This window comes from Tessaracoccus palaemonis, assembly GCF_019316905.1.
In the GTDB taxonomy this organism is placed as follows: Bacteria; Actinomycetota; Actinomycetes; order Propionibacteriales; family Propionibacteriaceae; genus Arachnia; species Arachnia palaemonis.
This window is the reverse complement of sequence record NZ_CP079216.1, coordinates 2082821-2102284: the sequence shown is the minus strand read 5'-3', so window position 1 is coordinate 2102284 and position 19464 is coordinate 2082821. Positions and strand designations below refer to the sequence as shown.

18 protein-coding genes and 1 tRNA gene are annotated in these 19464 nt (G+C 70.3%); 17 read left to right on the top strand and 2 right to left on the bottom strand.

Going from position 1 to position 19464, the window contains the following annotated elements; genetic code table 11:
- The first annotated feature begins 59 nt into the window (after window positions 1–59).
- The 16 genes from KDB89_RS09540 (at window position 60) to pyk (ending at window position 18136) form a co-directional block, all read left to right on the top strand.
- On the top strand, window positions 60–1805 hold the full coding sequence (locus KDB89_RS09540; RefSeq protein ID WP_219084272.1) for a peptidoglycan D,D-transpeptidase FtsI family protein: 1746 nt from the start codon (window positions 60–62) through the stop codon (window positions 1803–1805).
- Window positions 1805–3358: a UDP-N-acetylmuramoyl-L-alanyl-D-glutamate--2,6-diaminopimelate ligase gene (locus tag KDB89_RS09535; RefSeq protein ID WP_219080516.1), complete on the top strand. Its 1554-nt coding sequence runs from the start codon at window positions 1805–1807 to the stop codon at window positions 3356–3358. Before KDB89_RS09540 ends, KDB89_RS09535 begins: the two co-directional genes overlap by 1 nt.
- The gene (locus tag KDB89_RS09530) at window positions 3336–4772 is read left to right on the top strand and encodes a UDP-N-acetylmuramoyl-tripeptide--D-alanyl-D-alanine ligase (protein ID WP_219080514.1); all 1437 of its coding nucleotides are present in this window, start codon (window positions 3336–3338) and stop codon (window positions 4770–4772) included. Before KDB89_RS09535 ends, KDB89_RS09530 begins: the two co-directional genes overlap by 23 nt.
- Window positions 4769–5839, top strand: a complete 1071-nt coding sequence (mraY, locus tag KDB89_RS09525; RefSeq protein WP_219080512.1) for a phospho-N-acetylmuramoyl-pentapeptide-transferase — start codon at window positions 4769–4771, stop codon at window positions 5837–5839. Before KDB89_RS09530 ends, mraY begins: the two co-directional genes overlap by 4 nt.
- Window positions 5821–7287 carry a UDP-N-acetylmuramoyl-L-alanine--D-glutamate ligase gene (murD, locus tag KDB89_RS09520; RefSeq protein ID WP_219080510.1) on the top strand — a complete coding sequence of 489 codons (1467 nt, stop codon included), beginning with the start codon at window positions 5821–5823 and terminating at the stop codon, window positions 7285–7287. The genes mraY and murD overlap by 19 nt, the downstream gene beginning before the upstream one ends.
- Before the next feature lie 16 nt (window positions 7288–7303).
- On the top strand, window positions 7304–8539 hold the full coding sequence (gene ftsW, locus KDB89_RS09515) for a putative lipid II flippase FtsW (protein WP_219080508.1): 1236 nt from the start codon (window positions 7304–7306) through the stop codon (window positions 8537–8539).
- Between the two features lie 3 nt (window positions 8540–8542).
- Complete coding sequence (gene murG, locus KDB89_RS09510; RefSeq protein ID WP_219080506.1) at window positions 8543–9637, top strand: undecaprenyldiphospho-muramoylpentapeptide beta-N-acetylglucosaminyltransferase; 1095 nt, start codon at window positions 8543–8545, stop codon at window positions 9635–9637.
- Window positions 9634–11088 carry a UDP-N-acetylmuramate--L-alanine ligase gene (murC, locus tag KDB89_RS09505; RefSeq protein WP_219084271.1) on the top strand — a complete coding sequence of 485 codons (1455 nt, stop codon included), beginning with the start codon at window positions 9634–9636 and terminating at the stop codon, window positions 11086–11088. The genes murG and murC overlap by 4 nt, the downstream gene beginning before the upstream one ends.
- Complete coding sequence (locus tag KDB89_RS09500) at window positions 11085–11807, top strand: cell division protein FtsQ/DivIB (RefSeq protein ID WP_219080504.1); 723 nt, start codon at window positions 11085–11087, stop codon at window positions 11805–11807. Before murC ends, KDB89_RS09500 begins: the two co-directional genes overlap by 4 nt.
- 120 nt (window positions 11808–11927) lie before the next feature.
- Window positions 11928–13061, top strand: coding sequence for a cell division protein FtsZ (ftsZ, locus tag KDB89_RS09495; RefSeq protein ID WP_219080502.1), 1134 nt, complete (start codon window positions 11928–11930; stop codon window positions 13059–13061).
- Window positions 13062–13145: 84 nt separating this feature from the next.
- The gene (locus KDB89_RS09490) at window positions 13146–13631 is read left to right on the top strand and encodes a cell division protein SepF (protein WP_219084270.1); all 486 of its coding nucleotides are present in this window, start codon (window positions 13146–13148) and stop codon (window positions 13629–13631) included.
- 120 nt (window positions 13632–13751) lie between these two features.
- Complete coding sequence (locus KDB89_RS09485) at window positions 13752–14699, top strand: DivIVA domain-containing protein (RefSeq protein ID WP_219080500.1); 948 nt, start codon at window positions 13752–13754, stop codon at window positions 14697–14699.
- A gap of 107 nt (window positions 14700–14806) precedes the next feature.
- Window positions 14807–15232, top strand: coding sequence for a TraR/DksA family transcriptional regulator (locus tag KDB89_RS09480; RefSeq protein ID WP_219080498.1), 426 nt, complete (start codon window positions 14807–14809; stop codon window positions 15230–15232).
- Between the two features lies 1 nt (window position 15233).
- Window positions 15234–15737: a signal peptidase II gene (locus KDB89_RS09475; protein ID WP_219080496.1), complete on the top strand. Its 504-nt coding sequence runs from the start codon at window positions 15234–15236 to the stop codon at window positions 15735–15737.
- Window positions 15734–16654 carry an RluA family pseudouridine synthase gene (locus KDB89_RS09470; protein ID WP_219080494.1) on the top strand — a complete coding sequence of 307 codons (921 nt, stop codon included), beginning with the start codon at window positions 15734–15736 and terminating at the stop codon, window positions 16652–16654. The genes KDB89_RS09475 and KDB89_RS09470 overlap by 4 nt, the downstream gene beginning before the upstream one ends.
- A gap of 54 nt (window positions 16655–16708) precedes the next feature.
- Window positions 16709–18136: a pyruvate kinase gene (pyk, locus tag KDB89_RS09465; RefSeq protein ID WP_219080492.1), complete on the top strand. Its 1428-nt coding sequence runs from the start codon at window positions 16709–16711 to the stop codon at window positions 18134–18136.
- A 64-nt stretch (window positions 18137–18200) separates the two neighbouring features.
- On the opposite strand, the gene KDB89_RS09460 is transcribed toward pyk, so the two are convergent.
- Window positions 18201–18283 (bottom strand) — tRNA-Leu (locus KDB89_RS09460).
- 157 nt (window positions 18284–18440) lie between these two features.
- Between KDB89_RS09460 and KDB89_RS09455 the strand changes: the two genes are divergently transcribed.
- Window positions 18441–19025, top strand: a complete 585-nt coding sequence (locus KDB89_RS09455) for an ANTAR domain-containing response regulator (protein WP_219080490.1) — start codon at window positions 18441–18443, stop codon at window positions 19023–19025.
- A gap of 3 nt (window positions 19026–19028) precedes the next feature.
- On the opposite strand, the gene KDB89_RS09450 is transcribed toward KDB89_RS09455, so the two are convergent.
- On the bottom strand, window positions 19029–19442 hold the full coding sequence (locus KDB89_RS09450; protein ID WP_219080488.1) for a PaaI family thioesterase: 414 nt from the start codon (window positions 19440–19442) through the stop codon (window positions 19029–19031).
- Window positions 19443–19464: the final 22 nt, after the last annotated feature.

The following is a 19464-nucleotide window of genomic DNA, read 5'->3' as shown; positions in this document are numbered from 1 at the left end:
CCGTCCGCCTCACGGTGGGCCGCACGACCGTGCGGATCCGCGTCTTCCTCGTCGTCGTGATGCTCGTGCTGGCCGTCGGCGCGGGCCGCGCGGTGCAGCTGCAGGGCATCGACTCCCAGGCCTACGCAGCGCAGGCCGCGGCCAAGACGAAGTCCACCCGCACGCTGCCCGCCACCCGTGGGTCCATCACCGACCGGAACGGCGTCGTGCTGGCCACCACCGAGCCCGCCATGATCGTCTCGATCGACCCCGACATGGTGCGCACCAACGGGGCCGACAAGCGCTACGCGATGAGCGAGCGCAAGCAGGAGGAGGCGGCCGCGGCCCCCGAGGCCGTCGCCGACCTGCTCGTCGAGCACCTCGGGGGGAGGAAGCAGGACTACCTCGACGCCATCGCGACGGAGAACTCGCGCTACAAGGTCATCGCACGCAAGGTCCCGGCCGCGACCTTCACGGCGCTCAAGGCCGACCTCCAGCTCGGCATGGACGGCGACGGCAAGCGACCCTGGTACGGCGTGTTCGGCGACTCCGACCCGATCCGCGTCTACCCGAACCGGACGGTCGCCTCCAACATCGTCGGCTTCCTCAACGCCGAGGGTGTCGGTGTCTCGGGCCTCGAGTACGCCCTGGACGACGACCTGGAGGGCACCGCCGGCTCGATGATCTACGACTCGTCGACGTACGGCACCATCCCGCTCGGCATGAGCATCTCCGAGCCCGCCGTGGACGGCGCCAGCTACCGGCTCACGATCGATTCGGACCTCCAGTGGATGGTCGAGCAGTTCCTCGCCGAGGGCATGGACCAGGCCGGCGCGAAGACGGGCACGGCAGTAGTGATGAACGCCAGGACCGGCGAGGTCCTCGCGCTGGCCAACGGCCCGAGTTTCGACTCGTCGAGCCCGGGGAGCGCCGACGCCGAGGACCTCGGCAACCGTGCCGTCACGCAGGCATACGAGCCCGGATCGGTCGAGAAGGTGCTGACCATGGCCGCGCTGGCCGACCAGGGCCTCGTGACCCCCACCACGAAGGTCGTCGTCCCCGCCCGCATCGCCTCGGGTGACGGCTACGTGCGGGACTCCTTCGAGCACGGCACCCTCAACCTGACCGCGGCCGGCATCATCGCTCAGTCCTCCAACATCGGCACGATCCAGCTGTCGAGGCAGATGGACAAGGCCACGCTCGCGGGCTACCTGAAGAAGTTCGGGCTCGGGACCCGCTCCGGCATCGGGCTGCCCGGCGAGACATCGGGCAGCCTGCCCGCCGACGACATGGCCGACTACACCCGCGACCAGATCTCCTTCGGGCAGGGCCTCAGCGTCAACGCGGTGCAGATGACCTCCGCTGTCGCAGCAGTGGTCAACGGCGGCGTCTACCACCAGCCCACCATCATCGCCTCGGCGACGGCCGCCGACGGCACCGAGATCGCCCTCGACGAGCCGACGGAGCGTCGCGTGATCTCCGAGGAGGCCTCCTCGACGGTGCTGGAGATGATGGAGTCCGTCGTCACCCTCAACGAGAACCGTGCGATCCCGGGCTACCGCACCGCGGGCAAGTCCGGCACCGCGCAGCGCTTCGATGCCGACTGCATGTGCTACAACGGCTTCACGTCCTCCTACGTCGGCGTCGCCCCCGTCGAGGATCCGCAGCTCGTCGTCTATGTCGTGCTCGACCAGCCGACCAACGGCAACCTCGGCTCACGGCTCGCGCTGCCGGTCGTCAACAACATCCTGAAGATGGCGCTGCCGCGCTACAACGTCGCCCCCTCCACGACCGACCCCTACGACACCCCGCTGACGTTCGACTGATGGACAGCCTGCTTCGCCCGACGAGCCTGCGGCGTGCCCCGCTCAGCAGCCTGACCGACGGACTGGGTCTGCTGGGCGACACCTCCGCCGCCGCCGACGTCACAGGCATCACGCAGGACTCACGCTCGGTGAGGCCCGGCTGGCTCTACGTCGGGCTCCCCGGCACCCGTGTGCACGGCGCCTCCTTCGCGGAGCAGGCCGCCGCGGCAGGCGCCGCCGGGATCATCACCGACGCCGACGGCGAGGCGTTGGCACGCGAGGCAGGCCTCCCCGTCCTGGTCGCCGCCGATGTGCGCCACGCCATGGCCGTGATTTCTGCGCGCGTGTTCGGCGAGCCTGCGGAATCGATGACGATGCTCGGCGTCACCGGCACGAACGGCAAGACCACCACCGTCGCCCTGCTGCAGGCGGGACTGGCCCGCGCAGGGCAGCTGGCCGGCACCATCGGCACCATCGGCTTCAGGCTCGGCGTCGACGAGATCCGCTCGTCGCGTTCCACCGTCACGACTCCCGAGTCCCCGGATCTCCAGGCGCTGCTCGCCGTGATGGCCGAGGGCGGAGCGGACGCGGTCGCGCTCGAGGTCAGCTCGCATGCCCTGGCCCTGTCGCGGGCCGACGGCATCGTCTTCGACGCCGTGGGCTTCCTGAACCTCGGCCGCGACCACCTCGACTTCCACCACTCGCTGGAGGAGTACTTCGAGGCGAAGGCGCGGCTCTTCGAGCCGGGCCGCGCCCGGGTCAGCGTCATCTGGGTCGACGACCCCCGCGGGGCGGAGCTCGCCGCCCGCGTCCGCGCGCACGGCGCCAGTCGACTGGTGACGGTCGGCTCCGGGGGCGATGTCGACTATCTCCTGACCGGCTACCGCGACCTGGGTTCGCTCGCGGGGGCGGCGACCGTCACGCGGGACGGGGAGCCCCTCGAGCTGCGGCTGTCGCTGCCGGGCCGCTACAACATGATCGACGCGGCCGTGGCGCTCGCGATGCTCGAGGCCGTGGGGGTGCCCACGGCGACCGCGGTCGAGGGCCTCGGCGCGGCACAGGTGCCCGGCCGCATGCAGCGCGTCGATCTGGGGGAGGGTGCGCCGCTCGTCGTCGTCGACTTCGCGCACACCCCGCAGGCCGTCGGCGCGGCCGTCGAATCGCTGGCGGTGGAGGGCGACGTCATCACCGTCATCGGCTGCGGCGGCGACCGAGACGCGGCGAAACGCCCCGAGATGGGTGCCGCGGCGGCCCGCGGCAGCGCCCTGACCATCATCACCGACGACAACCCCCGAACCGAGGATCCCGCCGTCATCCGGGCGCAGACCCTCGAGGGTGCCAGGGCCGTGCCGGGCGCCCACGTCCTGGAGGTGCCGGGCAGAAGGGCGGCCATCGCGGAAGCGTTGCGCAGGGCCCGCCCCGGTAGTGTGGTGGCGATTCTCGGAAAGGGACACGAGCGCGGCCAGATCCTGGCCGACGCGACAGTGGACTTCGACGATGTGGAGGAGGCCGCTGAGCAGTGGCGCCGCCTGGGAGAGGAAGGAACCCCGCATGCGTGCGACAACCGTGGCTGAGCTGATCGAGCTGATGCAGCCGGCCGAGGTAGAGCTGGTGGGCGATGACGGACCCGTCGGCCCCGATGTCGTCATCGACAGCCGGGCCGCCACCGACGGCGCGCTGTTCGTCGCGATCACCGGCGAGCACGTGGACGGACACGACTTCGCGCGCCCCGCCGTCGAGCGCGGCGCCGGCGCGGTCCTCGGCACCCACCTGACGGACGCGGACGTCCCGCACATCCTGGCCGAGGACCCGGTGCGGGCGCTCAGCTGGGTTGCCCGCGGGGTCGTCAGACGCGAGCGGGCCCGCGGCATGGTGAGCGTCGGCATCACCGGAAGCTCCGGCAAGACCAGCACGAAGGACCTTCTCGCGCAGGTCCTCGAGGCCGCCGGCCCCACCGTCGCCCCGCTCGGGAGCCAGAACAACGAGATCGGCGTTCCGCTCACCGCCTGCCGAGTCGACTCCGAGACCCGCTTCCTCGTCTCCGAGATGGGCGCGCGCGGCGTCGGCCACATCGCGTGGCTCACGTCGCTGGTCGGACTCGACATCGGTGTCTGCCTCAACGTCGGTCAGGCGCACGTCGGGGAGTTCGGCAGCCTTGAGGTCACCGCCGCCGCCAAGAGCGAGATCGTCGCGGACCTGCCCGCCGAGGGGTGGGCCGTGCTCAACGCCGACGACCCGCGCGTCACCGCCATGGCGGCCCTCGCCTCGGCGCGGGTCGCCTGGTTCGGGGAGGGCGACCTCCCGGACGGGGACCTGACGGTCACCGCGCGGGGCGTCACCCTCAACCCCCTGACGCAGGCATCCTTCGAGCTCGTCGCACGCTTCGCGGGCCAGGCGGAGCGCTCCGTCGGCGTCCAGCTGGGGGTCATCGGCCGCCACCAGGTCGCCAACGCGCTCGCCGCCGCGGCCGCCGCGCTCGCCGCAGGCCTCGACCTGGCCACCGTCGGCGCCGCCCTCTCCTCGGCGACCACCCGGTCGCAGTGGCGCATGGAGCTTCGGCCACGCCCCGACGGCGTGCTCGTCCTCAACGACGCCTACAACGCCAACCCCGACTCCATGGCCGTGGCGCTCAGCACCGCCGTCGAGCTGGTCGCGGGCAGCCGCGCCGAGCACCCCACGGCGCGGGCCGTCGCCGTGCTCGGCGACATGCTCGAACTCGGCCCCACCGCGGCCGACCTGCACGAGGAGCTCGGCAGGCGGGCCGCAGACGCGGGCATCAGCGAGGTCGTCGCCGTCGGCGAGTTCGCCGGCCGCATCGTCTCCGGCGCACTCGAGGGCGGTGTCCCCGCCCGCGAGAGCCTCCGCGACGACGTGGCGGCCTCGTTGTCGCTGTCGCCCGGAGACGTCGTGCTGATCAAGGCATCCCGCGGGGTCGGGCTGGAGAAGGTGGCGGCGAACCTCGTCGTCCGGGACGGAGCCGCATCGTGATCAACATCCTGCTCACGGGCGGACTGTCCATGCTCTTCGCGCTGGTCGGCACCCCCCTGCTCATCTCGTTCCTGACGAAGCGCCACTACGGCCAGTTCATCCGCGAGGACGGCCCCACGGCGCACTACGTCAAGCGCGGCACCCCCACCATGGGCGGCCTGGTCATCCTCGGCTCGGTGCTGCTGTCCTACACGCTCGTGCACCTGATCCGCTGGCAGGCCCCGAGCCTGTCCGGCCTGCTGGTGCTCGGGCTGGCCACCTCCATGGCCTTCCTCGGGTTCCTCGACGACTGGGCCAAGATCTCCAAGGAACGCAGCCTCGGCCTCACACCCCGCGGCAAGCTGATCGGCCAGGGCGTCATCGGCATCGTCTTCGCGGTCGTCGCGCTCAACTTCCCCGACGCGCGCGGGCTGACGCCGGCGTCCCCGTCGATCTCCTTCCTGCGGGACATCTCCTGGCTGACGCTGCCACTCCTGCTGGCGGTCGTCTTCATCGTGTTCCTGATCGCCGCCTGGTCCAATGCCGTCAACATCACCGACGGGCTGGACGGGCTCGCGGCCGGCAGCGCGACGCTCGTGTTCGCCGCCTACACGATCATCAACATCTGGCAGTTCAACCAGTGGTGCGGCAGGCTCTCGACCGCAGGCCCCCGCTGCTACGAGGTCCGCGACCCCAACGACCTCGCCGTCGTCGCCATCGCCTTCACCGCCGCCTGCTTCGGGTTCCTGTGGTGGAACGCCAAGCCGGCGAAGATCTTCATGGGCGACACCGGCTCGATGGGCATCGGCGCCGCGCTGGCCGGCCTGTCGATCATGACCCGCACCGAACTGCTGCTGGTCGTCCTCGGGCTGCTGTTCGTGATCGAGGTCGGCTCGGTCGCGCTGCAGGTGTCGTATTTCAAGGCGACAAAGGGCAAGCGCATCTTCAAGATGAGCCCGATCCACCACCACTTCGAGCTCATCGGGTGGCAGGAGGTCACGGTCGTGATCCGCTTCTGGATCATCTGTGGGCTGTGCGTGGCGCTCGGCATCGGAATCTTCTACGCCGAATGGGTGGTCGGACAGTGACTCTCGACTGGATCAACACCGCCGACCGGACGTCGCCCTGGCCCGAGGCCCAGGTCGTCGTCGCCGGGCTCGGCGTCTCCGGCTTCGCGGCTGCCGACGGGCTGATGTCGCTCGGCGCCCGCGTCGTGGTGCTCGACGAGTCCGAGGCGCACGCCGACAAGGCCACGCTGCTGGAGCACCTCGACGTCACCGTCAGGCTGGGCAGGGGGGTCACGGCCGAGCTTCCTCCCGGCACCGACCTGGTCGTCACCTCGCCGGGCTGGCGACCCACCGCGCCGCTGCTGCAGCAGGCGCGCGCCGCGGGCATCCCCGTCTGGGGGGAGACCGAGCTCGCCTGGCGCATGCAGCAGCCCGACCGCGCCATCCCGTGGCTCGGCATCACCGGCACCAACGGCAAGACCACCACCACGCAGATGGTCGAGTCGATCCTGCGCGCCGACGGCAGGAAGGTCGCCGCCGTCGGCAACATCGGCCGCCCCATCGTGGAGGCCGTCCTCGACGACGTCGAGTACGACGTGTTCGCCGTCGAGCTCTCCAGCTTCCAGCTGCACTGGATGAACAACGTCCACCTGCACTCCGCCGTGGTCCTGAACCTGCACGAGGACCACCTCGAGTGGTACGCCTCCGAGCCGGACGGCATGGCCCGCTACGCGGCGGACAAGGCCAAGATCTACGACGGCGTCACCGACGCGTGCGTCTACAACGTCGACGAGCCCCTGACGGAGGAGATGGTCGAGGGGGCCGACGTGGTCGAGGGCGCCCGCGCCATCGGGTTCACGACCGGCATCCCGGACATCTCGATGATCGGCGTCGTCGACGACCTCATCGTCGACCGCGCGTTCGTCCCGCAGCGCCGCACCTCGGCGCTCGAGCTGGCGAAGGTCACCGACGTGCACCCGTTCGCTCCGCACAACGTCGCCAACGCCGTCGCCGCCGCCGCGCTGACCCGCAGCCTCGGCGTGGCCCCACGCTCGGTCTCCGAGGGCCTGCGGAACCTGCACCTCGCGGGCCACCGCATCTCCACGGTGGCCGTCGGTGACGGCGTCACGTGGGTCGACGACTCGAAGGCCACCAACCCGCACGCCGCCGACTCGGCCATGCAGGCCTACGAGTCGTTCGTGTGGATCGCGGGCGGGCAGGCGAAGGGCACCAGCTTCGACGCGTTGGTCGAGAGGTTCGCCTCCCGCATGCGCGGGGCGGTCGTGATCGGCGTCGACCGCGAGATGATCGCGGACGTCCTTGCCCGACACGCGCCGGATGTCCCCGTCCGCGTCCTCGACGACACGCACACTTCAGTGATGGACGAGGTGGTCGCGTTGGCCGGGGCGATGGCCGGGCCGGGCGACACCGTGCTGCTCTCCCCGGGCTGCGCGAGCCTCGACATGTTCGACGGCTACGCGGACCGGGGGGACCGGTTCGTGGAGGCGGTCAACCGGTACCTGTCCTGACGAGAAGGGAAGATCGATGGCCACCCAGGCTGTAGCGCGGCCGCGGCCCTCCGCCTTCCGCTCTGTCCGTGCACTCCTCGCCTCCCCGATGGCGCCGTTCTACCTCGTGCTCGGCTCCGTGACGGTGCTGGTCGGGCTCGGGCTGCTGATGGTCCTGTCCGCCTCGGCCGCCATGGCGCAGGCCAGCGGCGTCAGTCCGTACTTCTACCTCATCAGGCAGGCCCGCTCGCTGGCGGTGGGGCTCGTGCCGGCCGCGATCCTCGTGTTCGTGCCCCCGGATGTGCTGCGCCGCTTCGGCTGGCTCGCCTGGGGCATCGCCGTCGTGCTGCTGCTGCTCGTCCTGACACCGCTCGGCGTCGGCTCGGGCGGCAACGTCAACTGGCTCGTGCTCGGTCCCATCCAGATCCAGCCCTCCGAGTTCGCGAAGCTGGCGCTCGTGGTGTGGTGCGGGACGATCTTCCACAACAAGCGCGGCCGGCTGCACGAGGTCCTCCAGCTCGCCTTCCCGTTCGTGCCGTTCGGCGGGCTCGTGCTGGTGCTGGTGCTCGCGGGTCGCGACCTCGGCACGGGCATCATCCTCGGCCTGATCCTCGTGCTGATCCTGTGGTTCGTCGGCACGTCCTGGAAGATCCTGCTCCCGTCGTTCACGCTCGCGGTCGTCACGATGGTCCTGCTGGTGCACGGCTCACCCAACCGCATGAGCCGCATCGCGATCTTCCTCGACCCGTCCTCGGACGCGGACCTGTCGAGCCAGCCCATCGCCGCCCTCTACGCGCTCGCCTCCGGCGGCTGGTGGGGCGCCGGGCTCGGGGCCGGCAAGCAGAAGTGGGGAGGGCTGAAGGACGGCGCCCACACCGACTTCATCTTCGCGGTGCTCGGCGAGGAGCTCGGCCTGTTCGGCGTGCTGCTCGTGATCGGGCTGTTCGCGCTGCTCGCCTGGGCCGGCCTCGAGACGGCGCTGCGCTCCGACAAGATGTTCAACCGCATCGTCGCCGCGGGCCTGACCGGCTGGTTCGTCGTGCAGGCCGTCATCAACATCTTCGTCGTGATGCACCTGCTCCCGGTGCTCGGCGTCCCGCTTCCGTTCATGTCCTATGGTGGGTCCGCGCTCATGGCCTCGCTGATGGGCGTCGGCGTGCTCCTGTCGATCGCCCGGGACACGCCGGCCGCGCGCACCTACCGCGCGTCGCGCCCGAGTAAGAAGTCGCGGCCGCGCATGACCTCGGTCATGGCGGCCACCAAGGAGGACTGACCCGTGACCAGCATCGTGCTGGCAGGTGGCGGCACCGCGGGGCACACGTCGCCGCTGATCGCCACGGCCAAGGCCATCGTCGAGCGGGACCCGCAGGCGTCTATCACCTGCATCGGCACCCCGAAGGGGCTGGAGACCAGAGTCATCCCCGAGGCCGGGCTGACGCTCAGGCTGGTGGATCCGGTGCCGCTCCCGCGCACCGTCAACCTCGACCTCGTCCGGCTGCCGTACACGCTGACCCGCTCCGTGCGCCAGGCGCGCCGGGTGCTCAAGGAGGCACACGCCGATGCGCTGGTGGGCTTCGGCGGCTACGTCTCCATCCCGGCCTACCTCGCCGCCCGCACGCTTGGCGTCCCCGTCGTCGTGCATGAGGCGAACAAGCTGCCGGGCATCGCCAACAAGGTCGGTGCCAGGTTCGCCGCCTACGTGGCCACGACGTTCCCCGAGACCACCATGCGCGGGTCGCGCCTGATCGGGCTGCCGATGAAGCGCTCCATCACGCACCCGACGCAGACCCCGGCCGAGGCCCGCGCGGAGTTCGGCCTCGACCCCGAGCGGCCGACGCTGCTCGTGTCGGGCGGCTCGCAGGGGGCCGTCAGCATCAACGCGGCCGTCGACGGGGCCAGGGAGCAGATCCTGGCCGCCGGCATCCAGATCCTGCACGTGCTCGGGATGAAGAACTACACGGATGCGGACACCGTCGTGCGGCACGCCTCCGGCGCCGCCTACGTGCCGGTGCCCTATGTCTCGGACATGGCGCACGCCTACACCGCCGCGGACCTGATGCTCGGCCGGGCGGGTGCCGGGACGGTGATGGAGACCGCCGTGAGCGGGCTGCCCGTGATCTTCGTGCCGCTGCCGTGGGGCAACGGGGAGCAGGGCCGCAACGCCGCGGAGCTCGTGGCGGCGGACGCCGGGTGGCTGGTCGAGGACTCCTCCCTGACCCCGGATAGACTGGCCGGGTTGGTGACGTCATCGTTTGCCGACCCCGGACGCCTGACGCGCATGTCCGCCGCCTGTCGTGAGCTGTATCCCTCCGACGCCGCGGACGTCCTCGCGGGGGCCGTCCTCGAGATCGCCCGGAAGAAAGGCAACTGATGCTGCTCAGCCCCGTCGAGGTCGTCGACGCCCGTGACGTCGGCCCGGTGCACTTCATCGCCGCCGGAGGCTCCGGCATGAGCGGGGTCGCGCGCCTCTACGCGGAGCTCGGCGTCCCGACCACCGGCTCCGACCAGTCCGACTCGAGGGCGCTGCGCAGCCTCGAGCGCGTCGGCGTGCGCACCTGGGTCGGGCACGACGTCGGCCACCTCGGCGACGCCGAGACCGTCGTCATCTCCTCGGCCATCCGCGAGGACAACGTCGAGCTGGCCGAGGCAAGGCGGCGCGGACTGCGCGTGTGGCACCGCTCCGCGGCGCTCGCCGCGCTCATGCTCGGCAGGCGGGGCGTGGCGATCGCCGGCACGCACGGGAAGACCACCACCACCGCCATGACCGCGACCATGCTCAGCGGGGCCGGCCGGGACCCGAGCTACGTGATCGGCGGGGCGCTGTCCACGTCCGGCGTGAGCTCGGAGCTCGGCTCCGGCGACGCCTTCGTCGTCGAGGCCGACGAGTCCGACGCCTCCTTCCTGCAGTATCCGACCGAGATCGCCGTGATCACCAACGTGGAGGCGGACCACCTCGTCAACTGGGGCACCCCGGAGGCCTACGCCGAGGGGTTCCACGAGTTCGCCACCGGGCCGTCGGTCCGCCACGTCGTCATCAACGTCGACGACGCCGGCTCGCGCGCCCTGGCCGACCGGCTGCGGGCGGAGGGCAGGGAGGTCATCACCTACGGCGAGGCCGCCGACGCGGACGTCCGCTTCGACGACGTGCGCGCGCTGGCCAGCGGGGGAGTGACAGCCACCCTCACCTACGGGCAGGAGTCGGGGCCGCTGACGCTGCAGGTGCCCGGCAACCACAACCTCAAGAACGCTTCGGCCGCCTACGCCGTCGGTCGCCTCCTCGGCCTCACGCACGACGACGCGGTCGCCGCGCTTGGCCGCTTCGTCGGCACGCTGCGCCGCTTCCAGCTCATCACCGACACGGCCGGCATCCGCGTCTACGACGACTACGCGCACCACCCGACCGAGATCCACGCGGCGCTGAGCGCCGCCCGCCGCGCCACGGAGGCCGGCAACGAGGCCACCGGGTTGAACGGGCGGCTCATCGCCTGCTTCCAGCCGCACCTCTACTCCCGCACGATGGATTTCGTCGAGGAGTTCGGCGAGGTGATGACCGAGCCCGACATCGCCGTCATCAACGACATCTGCGGCGCCCGGGAGGACCCGATCCCCGGCGTCACGGGCGAACTGGTCGTCGACTCCGCGCGCCGCCACGGCCAGGAGAACCTCGTCTACGTCAAGGACAAGTACGACCTGCCGGAGGCACTCAACGACATCGCGCGCCCGGGGGACCTGATCATCACGCTCGGCTGCGGCGACGTGACGATCGTCGGCCCGCTGCTGGCCACGCTGCTGGCCGACCGCCCCGAAGCCAGCGCGCCGTGACGCAGCCGCTGCCCCCGGGCGTCTTCGCCAAGGCCCTCCAGGAGCGCCGCGTCAGGCACCGTCGGCGCAGGGTGATCGGGTGGAGCGTCGGGGGTGGCCTGCTGCTGCTGTTCGTCGCGCTCGTCTACGCCGGCTGGTTCTCGCCGTGGCTCACCGCGCAACGGGTCGAGGTGCACGGCACGTCGCTGCTGACGCCCGACGAGGTGGTGCAGGCCGCCGAGGTGGAGATGGACGTGCCGCTGCTCAGCCAGGACCTCGCCGCAGTCCGCGGCCGCGTGGCCGCGCTCCCGGAGGTGCGCGACGTCACGGTCGGCACACAGTTTCCCGAGACCGTGGTCATCGACGTGACAGAACGCGCCGTGGTGTACCAGCGCGCCCGCGACGGCGGCGTCGACTGGGTGGACTCAGACGGAGTCGTCTTCCGGCACACCGACGACCCCACGGGGGTCATCCAGGTCGAGACGGACACGGACGACCAGCGGCTGCTCGCCGATGTAGCGACCGTCGTGCTCGCCCTGCCCGACGACGTCTCCGCGAAGGTGCGCAGCTTCCAGGCGGACGCGGTCGACCAGATCGAGTTCCACATCTCCGGCGGCCGCACCGTCGTATGGGGGAGCGCGGACGAGTCCGAGCTCAAGGCCCAGGTGCTCACCGCGCTGCTCACCGTCGACGCCAGCGTCTACGACGTCTCCGCCCCGTTGCACCCGACCACGAAGTGACGACCGGGTGCGGGTCGCGAGCCCTGGGCGTCAAACCCTGAAGTACCACTTGAGGTGATTCGCAGGCGAATCGGCGGGGGTGTTGGACTCATGCATGACCACTCCCATAGCCTTCACCCCATGGCTAGCGCATCTCAGAACTACCTCGCCGTGATCAAGGTCGTCGGCGTCGGCGGCGGCGGCGTCAACGCCGTCAACCGCATGATCGAGGCGGGGCTCCGCGGGGTCGAGTTCATCGCGGTCAACACCGACGCGCAGGCGCTCCTGATGAGCGACGCCGACGTGAAGCTCGACATCGGCCGCGAGCTGACCCGCGGCCTCGGCGCGGGAGCCGACCCGGCGAAGGGCCGGCAGGCCGCCGAGGACCACTCGGACGAGATCGAGGAGGCGCTGCAGGGCGCCGACATGGTGTTCGTGACCGCGGGCGAGGGAGGCGGCACCGGAACGGGCGCGGCGCCCATCGTGGCGAAGATCGCCCGCTCGCTCGGCGCGTTGACCATCGGCGTGGTGACCAGGCCGTTCTCCTTCGAGGGCCGCCGCCGTTCCACGCAGGCCGAGTCCGGCATCGAGTCGCTGCGCGAAGAGGTCGACACCCTCATCGTCATCCCCAACGACAAGCTGCTGCAGATGACCGACCACCAGGTCGCCATCCTCGACGCCTTCAAGCAGGCGGACCAGGTGCTCATGCAGGGCGTGTCCGGCATCACCGACCTCATCACGACGCCGGGCCTGATCAACCTCGACTTCGCGGACGTGAAGTCCATCATGAGCCAGGCCGGTTCCGCACTGATGGGCATCGGGTCGGCCCGCGGCGAGGATCGCGCGCGTGCCGCGGCCGAGATGGCGATCAGCTCCCCGCTGCTCGAGGCGAGCATCGACGGTGCGCACGGCGTGCTGCTGTCCATCGCAGGCGGCTCCGACCTCGGCCTGTTCGAGGTCTCCGCCGCCGCGCAGCTCATCGAGGAGGCGGCACACGACGAGGCGAACATCATCTTCGGCACCGTGATCGACGACGCGCTGGGCGACGAGGTCCGGGTGACGGTCATCGCCGCCGGGTTCGACGGAGGCCAGCCGCAGAAGAAGGTTGCCGCTGTGCGCAAGCCGGAGGTCCGGCCGGCGACGCAGCCGCGTCCCGGACCCGGCGCGCCGGCGCCGGTAGCCACCGCGATGCCCGGGCAGCCGACGCCGGCCCCGCGGCCCGCGCCGGTGGTCGAGGACGACGACGACCTGGATGTCCCCGACTTCATGAAGTGAGTGGGGCGCGCCGGTGCGTCGCCCCCGTGCGGGAGCCGCGCCGCGCTAGCCTTGCGAACAATCGCAGCAGCTGCCAAGGAGGGAATCGTGGGCGTTCGTAAGCTTGCGGCGTGGATGGGCCTCGTCGAGGACGGCCGGTACCGCACCGACGATCCCGTGGACCACGACGCCGAGGGCGAGGCGACCAACGACGTCTACGTCGACGAGGAGCCGAGCCAGGAGATCAGCAAGGTCGCGCCCATCAGGCGACCCGCACAGCTCACGCCGGTCGAGCACAAGGAGGTGGCCGACCTGAGCCGCATCGTCAGCGTCCGACCCCGCTCGTACAACGAGGCGCGCGTGATCGGCGAGAACTTCCGCGACGGCATCCCCGTCATCATGAACCTCTCGGACATGGAGGACGGCGAGGACAAGCGCCTCGTCGACTTCGCGGCCGGGCTGATCTTCGGCCTGCGCGGCAACATCGAGCGGGTTTCGAGCAAGGTCTTCCTCCTGTGCCCCCACAATCTGGTGGTCGGCCCGGAGGACAAGGAACGCATCGCCTCCGGTGGGTTCTTCAATCAGAGTTGAGCCTGGAGCAGGTGCCAATCTCAACCCGACTAGCAGCTTTCAGCGCGCCTCGAGGGCGTTAGGCTACGCTGAAAGCGCCGGCTTCGGCCGGTCACATCTTTGACGAGTACTGGAGCAAGCATGAGCCTGACCCTTGATGAGGTCCGCCAGATCCGCTTCCGCATGACGCGACGCGGTGACGTCGGTTATCAGGTGGGCGACGTCGACACGTTCATCGACAAGGTCGAGGTCACCTTCGACGAGTTCGAGAAGGAGCGCGAGCGTCTTCGCCGCGAGATCGACTCCGTCCAGGCGACCAACGTCTCCCCGGCGGCCGGCGACGACTCCGATCTCCGGTCGGAGCTGAAGGGCAAGGACGACACCATCGCGCAGCTCCGCGCCGAGGTGGACCGCCTGAACTCCGCGATCAGCGCCGGCGGCGACGCGACGGCCGCGCAGGCCGCGGCCGAGGGTCGCGTCCGTGAGCTCACCGCGCAGAATGAGCAGCTGCAGAACCAGCTCGACCAGGTCCGCACCGAGTTCGACAAGGCCCGCTCCGAGCGGGTCACCAATGTCGCCGGCACCCAGCACCTGACGGTCACGGCCAGCGAGGATGCCGCCCCCGCCGTCACCCGGCTGCTGCAGATGGCCACCGACCAGGCCACCACGCTCGTGAACGAGGCCCAGGCGGAGGCGCAGCGGAAGCTGGCCGAGGCCGAGCAGCGCGCCACCGAGATCAAGACGGACGCCCGCACCAAGGCCGACCGTGTCGAGTCGGAGGCCCGCGTCAACGCCGAGCAGCTGACGAACCAGGCGGAGGCGCGCGCCGCGGCCGTCGATCAGCAGGCCGCCGACCGCCGCCGCGAGCTGTTCTCCGATCTGGAGCGCGAGCAGGGCGAGCTGGCCGGGAAGGTCACCGCGCTGCGAGGCTTCGAGTCCAGCTACCGCCAGAACCTCACGGAGTCGCTCAAGCGCTTCCTCGGTTCGGTCAACGACGATCACCCCGAGCCCGGCGACGTGCCCGAGCTCGCCCAGCGGCCGTCGGAGACCCCGCGTCTCGATGCCCTGGCAAGCGGAGATCAGTCCTAGTCACACCCACTTCATCGGGCAGCCGACCCCGCGCGGGGTCGGCTGCCTGCATGTGGTGCACAGTGGTGTACCCTTCGCAGACAGCAACCGCCAGAAAGAGCTACGACATGCCCACGTCAAAGAAAGCCGCCGACGAAGTTCGGGCGCTCCCGGTCCTCGAAGGCGAGGACCCGTGGACCTCGGAGGAGATTGCCGAGCAGCGCGCTGAACTCTCCGACGACCTCGAGCGCCTCGAGCGCCGCATCCGCTCCGCGGAGGAGACGCTGCAGTCCCTCCTCAAGGGCGGCACCGACGGAGCCGGCCGCGACCCCGCGGACGTCGGCTCCAGCAACTTCGAGCGGGACCAGGAGGTCTCCCTCGCGGCCAACGTCCGCGAGATGGCGGAGCAGGCGCGCCTGGCCATCGCGCTCTTCGACAGCGGCGAGTACGGCTACTGCGAGGTGTGCGGCCAGCCGATCGGCAAGGGGCGTCTGCAGGTCTTCCCCCGAGCCACGCTGTGCGTGACCTGCAAGCAGCGCGAGGAGCGGCGCTGAGGTGCGCCGCAGCGCACTGATCCTCGTCGCCTGCGGCATCGGGTTGGGCGGCCTCGCCGTCGACCAGCTGGTCAAGCTGGCCTCCGTCGCGTTCCTGACCCCCGGTGTGCCGGTCCCGATCGTCGGGGACCTGCTGCAGCTGCAGCTGATCCGCAATCCCGGCGCCGCCTTCGGGATGGGCTCCTCGGCCACCATCGTCTTCACCATCCTCGCGATGGTGGCGACCCTGGCCTGTCTGTTCGTCGTCCTGCCGCGGGTGAACCGCATGTGGCAGGCCGTCGTGGCCGGCCTGTTCCTCGCCGGCATCACCGGCAACCTGGTCGACCGGATCTTCCAGCCCCCGGCGGCGCTGCACGGGCATGTGATCGACATGTTCTCGCTGCGCGGCTTCGCGATCTTCAACGTCGCCGACATCTGCATCACGGTGGCGGCCGGCATCGTGATCGGCTGGTCGCTGTTCGCCGACCGGGCCGAGGCCAAGGCGAGGAAGGCCGCGGCCTCGTGAGCGTCTTCATCGTGCCCGACGGCCTCGCGGGCCAGCGCGTCGACGCGGTGGCCGCCCGGGTGTCGGGGTACAGCAGGGCGCGCATCGAGCTGCTGATCGACGCCGGCAGCGTCAGCCTCTCGGGGACGATCGTCACCAAGAGCTCCCAGAAGGTCGCCGGTGGAGAGCTGCTCGAGCTGCTGGAGGATCCCGCGCCCACCGCCGCGACGGCGGTCCCGCAGCTCGCCGACGGCGTCGGGATCGTCCACGAGGACGCCGACATCGTCGTCGTCGACAAGCCCGTGGGCGTCGCGGCACACCCCAGCCTCGGCTGGGACGGCCCGTCGGTCGTGGAGCACCTGGCCGCCGCCGGCGTCGCTGTGTCCACGTCGGGGGCCGCCGAGCGGCAGGGCATCGTCTCGCGCCTCGACGTCGGCACCAGCGGACTGATGGTCGTCGCCAGATCCGAGGTGGCCTACAGCGTGCTCAAACAGGCGTTCCGCGACCGGACGGTGGACAAGACGTACCACACGCTCGTGCAGGGGCACCCCGACCCGTTCGTCGGGACGATCGACGCGCCCATCGGCCGCCATCCCGGCGCGGACTGGAAGATGGCGATCCTCGAAGGTGGCCGCGCATCCGTCACGCACTACGAGACGCTGGAGGCGCATCGGGCGGCGACGCTGCTGCAGGTCCACCTCGAGACGGGCCGCACGCACCAGATCCGGGTGCATATGGCGGCGATCGGCCATCCGTGCGTCGGGGACCCGCTGTACGGCGCCGATCCGGTGCTGTCGGCAAGGCTGGGGCTGGGCCGCCAGTGGCTGCACGCCGTCGGCCTGGGTTTCACGCATCCGACGCGCGGCGACCATGTCGAGTTCAGCTCCCCCTACCCTGCGGATCTGCAGCGGGCCCTCGATCTGGTGCGGGCCGACTGATTCCCAGCCAGGGCGCCGTGTCGTCCTGCAACGACGTCGGGTAGGGTTGTCGCCGTGCGTAGAGCAAAGATCGTTTGTACCCTCGGCCCTTCGGCCGAAGCAGTTGACCGCCTCGTTGACCTGATCAACGCTGGCATGAATGTCGCCCGACTCAACATGAGTCACGGCGACTACAACGAGCACGGCACCCGGCTCAAGAATGTCCGTGCCGCCGCTGACATCACCGGCAAGACCGTCGGCGTGTTCGCCGACCTCCAGGGCCCCAAGATCCGTCTCGGCCGCTTCCTGAACGACGAGAAGCCGTACCTGGCCGTCGGTGACATCTTCACCATCACCATCGACGACATCCAGGGCACCAAGGAGCGTTGCTCGACGACGTTCAAGGGCCTGCCCGGCGACGTCAACGTCGGCGACCAGATCCTGATCGACGACGGCAAGGTCGCCCTGAAGGCCATCCAGGTCACCGACACCGACGTGGTCTGCGAGACGGTCGTCCCCGGTCCGGTCTCCAACAACAAGGGCATCAACCTGCCCGGCGTCGCCGTCTCGGTCCCCGCCCTGTCCGACAAGGACGAGCGTGACCTGCGCTGGGCGCTCGCCCACCCCGACATCGACATGATCGCGCTGTCCTTCGTCCGCTCCGGCGACGACATCAAGCGCGTCCACGAGATCATGGACGAGGAGGGTCGCCGCCTGCCGGTCATCGCCAAGCTCGAGAAGCCCCAGGCGATCGCCAACCTGCAGGAGATCATCGACTCCTTCGACGCCTTCATGGTCGCCCGTGGCGACCTGGGCGTCGAGCTGCCGCTGGAGGAGGTGCCCCTGGTCCAGAAGCGGATCGTGCGCGCCGCGCGCAAGTGGGCGAAGCCGGTCATCGTGGCCACCCAGATGCTTGAGTCCATGATCAGCAACCCGCGCCCGACGCGCGCCGAGGCTTCCGACGTCGCGAACGCCGTCCTCGACGGCGCCGACGCCGTGATGCTGTCCGGAGAGACCTCGGTCGGCGACTTCCCGGTCGAGACCGTCTCCACCATGGCTCGCATCGTCGAGAAGACGGAGCGCGAGGGCCACGCGGAGATCCACACCATCGACTGGGACCCGCACACCACCGGCGGCATCCTGGCCAAGGTGGCTGCCGAGGTCGCCGAGCGTATCGGTGCCCGCTACCTCGTCGCGTTCACCAAGTCGGGTGACACCGGGCGCCGCCTGTCGCGTCTGCGCTCGCCCATCCCGATGCTGGTGTTCTCCCCGGAGAAGTCGACCCGCCAGACCATGACCCTGTCGTGGGGTGTCGACACGCACATCACGCCGGAGTTCACCGCGCAGGAGGAGATGGTGGACGCCGTCGACCAGTACCTGCGCACGAACAACCTCATCGAGGTCGGCGAGCGCATCGTGGTCGTGTCCGGCTCGCCCATGGGTGTCCCCGGAAAGACCAACAACCTCCGCGTGCACAAGGTCAAGGACCTGCCCGAGGCCTGAGGCTGAGCAGCAGTAGACAAGGATCGGGGCCCCGCAAGGGGTCCCGATCCTTGTGTTGTGGAGGTGCCCGGGAGGGGATTCGAACCCCTAAGGTCTCTCGACCAGACGGGTTTGAGCCGTCCGCGTATACCGTTCCGCCACCCGGGCGAGGGCAGCGAGGATCATTGTAGCCACAGCCCGTCGGGCGACGGCCAGCGGCGGGCAGGCGGCACGAGTTCGCGTGCGCCGGAGGCGCAAGGTACTATTCAGCGCAGGTTTGATCAGAGGAGCTCGCCTCTCAGGGCGAGGGGAGAAGAGTCGAAGTATGGATAAGAAGAAGCCCGCGGTCCTGGTTGCCGAGGACGAGGCCCTGATCCGACTGGACCTGGTCGAGCTGCTCACCGAGGAGGGCTACGAGGTCGTCGGCGAGGCGGGAGACGGCGAGGAGGCCGTGAAGCTCGCCAGGGAACTCGAGCCCGACCTGGTCATCATGGACGTGAAGATGCCGAAGATGGACGGCATCACCGCCGCTGAGATCATCGCCGAGGAGCGCATCGCGCCCATCGTCATGCTCACCGCGTTCTCGCAGCGCGACCTCGTCGAGCGGGCCCGCGATGCAGGCGCAATGGCCTACGTCGTCAAGCCCTTCGGCGCCTCCGACGTCGTCCCGGCGATCGAGATCGCCATGGGCCGCTTCCAGGAGATCACCGCGATCGAAGAGGAGCTGGCCAACCTCGAGGACCGCCTCGAGTCCCGCAAGGTCATCGACCAGGCCAAGGGCATCCTGCAGCAGGACCTCGGCCTGACCGAGCCTGAGGCGTTCCGCTGGATCCAGAAGACGGCGATGGACATGCGCAAGTCGATGCGGGACGTCGCCGAGGGCGTCATCTCGCACAAGAAGAAGGCCTGACCGCTACGCCCCCGGCGGGGCGGCGATGAGCTGACACGTCAGCCGGCCGACGGCGGTTCTCCGCCCGGTGTCGTCGGTGATCTCCACCTGGTAGACGGCCAGCGTCCTGCCCAGGTGCAGAGCCGTGGCGACGCCGGTGACGCGACCCGAGCGCACACCCCTCAGGTGTGTCACATTCAGGTCGATGCCGACCGGCACCTTCCCGTCCGGCATCCCGTGGGCCACCGCGCCCATCGACGCCAGGGTCTCGACGAGCACGCCGGACGCGCCGCCGTGCAGGAGACCGAATGGCTGCTGGTTGCCCTCCACGGGGATCGAGCCGACGACCCGCGACGGCGTGAGTTCGGTCAGCTCAAGGCCGAGCTTCGCGTCGAGGGGGGAGGCCATGGAGTCGAGCCAGGCGGGCAGGTCTGTCATGGACACGACAGTAGGCCATCTG

Excerpts from the sequence above, each read along its gene's own strand:
- KDB89_RS09455 (WP_219080490.1), top strand. The coding sequence starts at position 18,441 with ATGGATAAGAAGAAGCCCGCGGTCCTGGTTGCCGAGGACGAGGCCCTG.
- KDB89_RS09535 (WP_219080516.1), top strand. The coding sequence starts at position 1,805 with ATGGACAGCCTGCTTCGCCCGACGAGCCTGCGGCGTGCCCCGCTCAGC.
- ftsZ (WP_219080502.1), top strand. The coding sequence starts at position 11,928 with ATGGCTAGCGCATCTCAGAACTACCTCGCCGTGATCAAGGTCGTCGGC.
- ftsW (WP_219080508.1), top strand. The coding sequence starts at position 7,304 with ATGGCCACCCAGGCTGTAGCGCGGCCGCGGCCCTCCGCCTTCCGCTCT.
- KDB89_RS09485 (WP_219080500.1), top strand. The coding sequence starts at position 13,752 with ATGAGCCTGACCCTTGATGAGGTCCGCCAGATCCGCTTCCGCATGACG.
- KDB89_RS09530 (WP_219080514.1), top strand. The coding sequence starts at position 3,336 with ATGCGTGCGACAACCGTGGCTGAGCTGATCGAGCTGATGCAGCCGGCC.
- KDB89_RS09480 (WP_219080498.1), top strand. The coding sequence starts at position 14,807 with ATGCCCACGTCAAAGAAAGCCGCCGACGAAGTTCGGGCGCTCCCGGTC.
- KDB89_RS09540 (WP_219084272.1), top strand. The coding sequence starts at position 60 with ATGCTCGTGCTGGCCGTCGGCGCGGGCCGCGCGGTGCAGCTGCAGGGC.
- KDB89_RS09450 (WP_219080488.1), bottom strand. The coding sequence starts at position 19,442 with ATGACAGACCTGCCCGCCTGGCTCGACTCCATGGCCTCCCCCCTCGAC.
- murD (WP_219080510.1), top strand. The coding sequence starts at position 5,821 with ATGGGTGGTCGGACAGTGACTCTCGACTGGATCAACACCGCCGACCGG.